A 3,332-nucleotide genomic window follows, 5' to 3' on the forward strand; every position below is an offset into this window, starting at 1 on the left:
GGGGGCCGCGCCCTGGACCAGCGGCGCGCGGCGCAGCGCGATCGGCGCGGGCGTGTCGCGAAAGAGGTCATTGTCGTCCCACAGCGCGCGCCTTGCGCCGAAATCCGCGTAGAGTGAGCCGCGCAGACCGGCATCGGCGATGGCGGTCGAGCCGGTCAGGGCAAGGCAACCGGCCAGCACGAGCCGGCGGGCGAGGGGACGGGACATGGCAGATCTCCGCTATCCGACAGGACCGCCCCCCTGCGGGGGGCTTGGGCCGTCTTCTAGCCGGAGGGTGTTGACCGGAGCCTAAGACGGCTCAGAACAGCGCCTGCGTCGAGTAGAGCGTGGCGAGCCCCGCGGTGATCGCGCCGACCGGGCCGAAGCGCAGCCCCGCCGCCACCGCGACCAGCGCCGCGATCACCCGCGGTGCCTGCGTCTCGCCGTCCAGGGCGGCGGGCCAAAGCACCGCTGGCACGATGAGCGCGGGAAACACCGCGACGCCCACGTATTTGAGATGCAAGAGCAGCCAGTCGGGCAGCTGCCGCCCGCCCAGCAAGCCGAGAAAGGAAAAGCGGATCAGGAAGGTGCCGAGGCCGAGCGCCAGCGTCAGGCTCCAGAAGGCGGTGTCGTCGATCATGCGAAGCCCTCCTTGCGGGTGCGGCGGCGCAGGAACAGCTCGGCCTGCGCGCCGGTGATCATCGCCGCGATGGCCGCGATCGGCAGGCCGAGGTTCCAGGGCAGCCAGGCGAAACCCACGGTCACCAACGCCGAGACCAGCGCGGCGAGGAGATGCGGCAGGCTGCGCAGCAAGGGGGCGAGCAGCGCGATGAAGCAGACCGGCACCGCGAAATCAAGCGAGAGCTCGGCCGGGATCGCCCGGCCCATCAGCGCGCCCGCCAGCGTGCAGCCGTACCAGATCGGGCAGACCACGGCCATGCAGCCGAAATAATAGCGCAGCTTATGCGACAGGGTCATCTCGGGGCTGTCCTCGTAGCGGCGCACCGCCACGGCAAAGCTCTGATCCACCATGAGATAGGCCGCGAGCGCGCGCAGGCCCAGAGGGGCGCGGCCCAGATGCGGCACGAGGGCGGCGGAATACATCGCCATGCGCAGGTTCACCGCCAATGCGGCCAGAAGCGCCACGAAAACCGGCGCGCCGTCCTGCAACAGCGCCAGCGCCGTGAACTGCGACGCGCCGGCGATGACGATCACCGACATCGACATCACCTGCAGAAGGTCGAGGCCTGCGTCGCGGGCGACGACGCCGAACAGCGTGGAAAACGGGATCACGATCAGCACGAAGGGCAGGCAATCGCGAAAGCCCGCGCGAAAGGGATGGCGAGGCGGCGGCATGGGGGCTCCGGTCACGAGACGTCAGGGGGGCGGATTGGCGCTTGCATTTGGTATACCATTTCACGATCCTGCCACAAGCGAATAGGCGGCGCAGGCAGCGCCGCGCGAGGGAGGAGAGGGCCATGGACACCCGCGCCAAGCGCAAGTTCCGCAGCCAGGAATGGTTCGACAACCCCAACAATCCGGGGATGACCGCGCTTTACGTCGAGCGCTACCAGAACCAGGGCTATACCCAGGGCGAGCTTCAGGGCGAGCGCCCGGTGATCGGCATCGCCCAGACCGGCAGCGACATCGCGCCCTGCAACAAGATCCACGTCTTCCTGATGGACCGGATCAAGGCGGGCATCCGCGACGCGGGCGGCATCCCGATGGAATTCCCGGTGCACCCGATCCAGGAGACCGGCAAGCGGCCCACCGCGGCGCTCGACCGCAACCTGTCGTATCTCGGCCTCGTCGAGGTGCTGCATGGCTATCCGATCGACGGCGTGGTGCTGACCACGGGCTGCGACAAGACCACGCCCGCCATGCTGATGGGCGCGGCCACGGTCGACATCCCCGCCATCGCGCTCAATGGCGGGCCGATGCTCGACGGCTGGTGGAAGGGCGAGCGCGCGGGCTCGGGCACGATCATCTGGGAAAGCCGCCGCCTCTTGGCCGAGGGCAAGATCGACTACGACGAGTTCATGGGCCGGGTCTGCGCCTCCGCGCCCTCGCTTGGCCATTGCAATACCATGGGCACGGCCTCCACCATGAACGCCATGGCCGAGGCGCTCGGCATGACGCTGCCGGGCAATTCGGCGATCCCGGCCCCGTTCCGCGAGCGGATGAACATGGCCTACGAGACGGGCCGCCGCATCGTCGGCATGGTGCATGAGGATCTGAAACCTTCGGACATCCTGACGCGCGAGGCTTTCGAGAACGCCATCGTCACCAATTCCGCCATCGGCGGTTCGACCAACGCGCCGCCGCATCTGCAGGCCGTGGCGCGGCACGCGGGCGTGGAGCTCGACGTGACCGATTGGCAGAAGGTCGGCTTCGACGTGCCGCTTCTGGTCAACATGCAGCCCGCGGGCACATATCTGGGCGAGAGCTTCTTCCGCGCGGGCGGGGTGCCCGCGGTGATGGGCGAGCTGAGAAAAGCGGGCCGCATTCACGAGGGCGCGATGACCGCCTCGGGCAGGACCATGGGCGAAAATCTCGAAGGCTGGGACAGCCGCGACAGGGACGTGATCCTGCCGCATGACGCGCCGCTTCGGACCAACGCAGGTTTCCTCGTGCTGTCGGGCAACCTCTTCGACAGCGCGCTGATGAAGACCTCCGTCATCTCGGAGGGCTTTCGCGAGCGCTACCTCTCGCGCCCCGGCCATGAGGGAGTCTATGAGGCGCGCGCGGTGGTGTTCGAGGGCCCCGAGGATTACCACGAGCGGATCAACGATCCCTCGTTGGAGATCGACGCCGAGACGATCCTGTTCATCCGCGGCGTCGGCTGCGTCGGCTACCCCGGCTCGGCCGAGGTGGTGAACATGCAGCCGCCCGACGCGGTGCTGAAGGCGGGCATCAACCACCTGCCCACGGTGGGCGACGGGCGGCAATCGGGCACCTCCGAGAGCCCCTCGATCCTCAACGCCTCGCCCGAGGCGGCGGTGGGCGGCGGGCTGGCGCTCCTGAAGACCGGCGACCGGGTGCGGCTCGATCTCGGGGCCTGCCGGCTCGATGCGCTGGTGGACGAGGCCGAATGGGAGGCGCGGCGCGCGGCGTGGTCGCCGCCCGAGCTGCGCAATCAGACGCCGTGGCAGGAGATCTACCGCAGACACGTCGGCCAGCTCGCCGATGGCGGCTGCCTCGAACTGGCGACGGCCTATCACAAGGTCGGCCGCGACCTGCCGCGCGACAACCACTGAGGAAAGATGATGAGCAAGACGATCCTGATCACCGGCGCGGGCAGCGGCATCGGCCGCGCCACCGCGCGCCGCTTTCTGGGCGCGGGCTGGCGCGTG

At 69.0% G+C, this 3,332-nt stretch carries 5 protein-coding genes; 2 read left to right on the plus strand and 3 right to left on the minus strand.

What is annotated here, in order from left to right; all coding sequences use genetic code 11:
* The 3 genes from NHG85_RS10945 to NHG85_RS10955 all read right to left on the minus strand — a co-directional run.
* The coding region (locus NHG85_RS10945) for a hypothetical protein (protein ID WP_253332319.1) at positions 1-207 on the minus strand (207 nt) is incomplete at its 3' end.
* Between the two features lie 91 nt (positions 208-298).
* On the minus strand, positions 299-619 hold the full coding sequence (locus tag NHG85_RS10950; protein WP_253332321.1) for an AzlD domain-containing protein: 321 nt from the start codon (positions 617-619) through the stop codon (positions 299-301).
* Positions 616-1,335 carry an AzlC family ABC transporter permease gene (locus NHG85_RS10955; protein ID WP_253332323.1) on the minus strand — a complete coding sequence of 240 codons (720 nt, stop codon included), beginning with the start codon at positions 1,333-1,335 and terminating at the stop codon, positions 616-618. Before NHG85_RS10955 ends, NHG85_RS10950 begins: the two co-directional genes overlap by 4 nt.
* A gap of 122 nt (positions 1,336-1,457) precedes the next feature.
* On the opposite strand from NHG85_RS10955, the gene NHG85_RS10960 reads away from it, so the two are divergent.
* Positions 1,458-3,236, plus strand: a complete 1,779-nt coding sequence (locus tag NHG85_RS10960; RefSeq protein ID WP_253332325.1) for an IlvD/Edd family dehydratase — start codon at positions 1,458-1,460, stop codon at positions 3,234-3,236.
* Positions 3,237-3,245: 9 nt separating this feature from the next.
* Positions 3,246-3,332 (plus strand): SDR family NAD(P)-dependent oxidoreductase (locus NHG85_RS10965; protein ID WP_253332327.1); only part of this gene is annotated, 87 nt, incomplete at its 3' end.

Origin of the sequence: Limimaricola litoreus, from assembly GCF_024159025.1 — a bacterium.
Lineage (GTDB): Bacteria > Pseudomonadota > Alphaproteobacteria > Rhodobacterales > Rhodobacteraceae > Limimaricola > Limimaricola litoreus.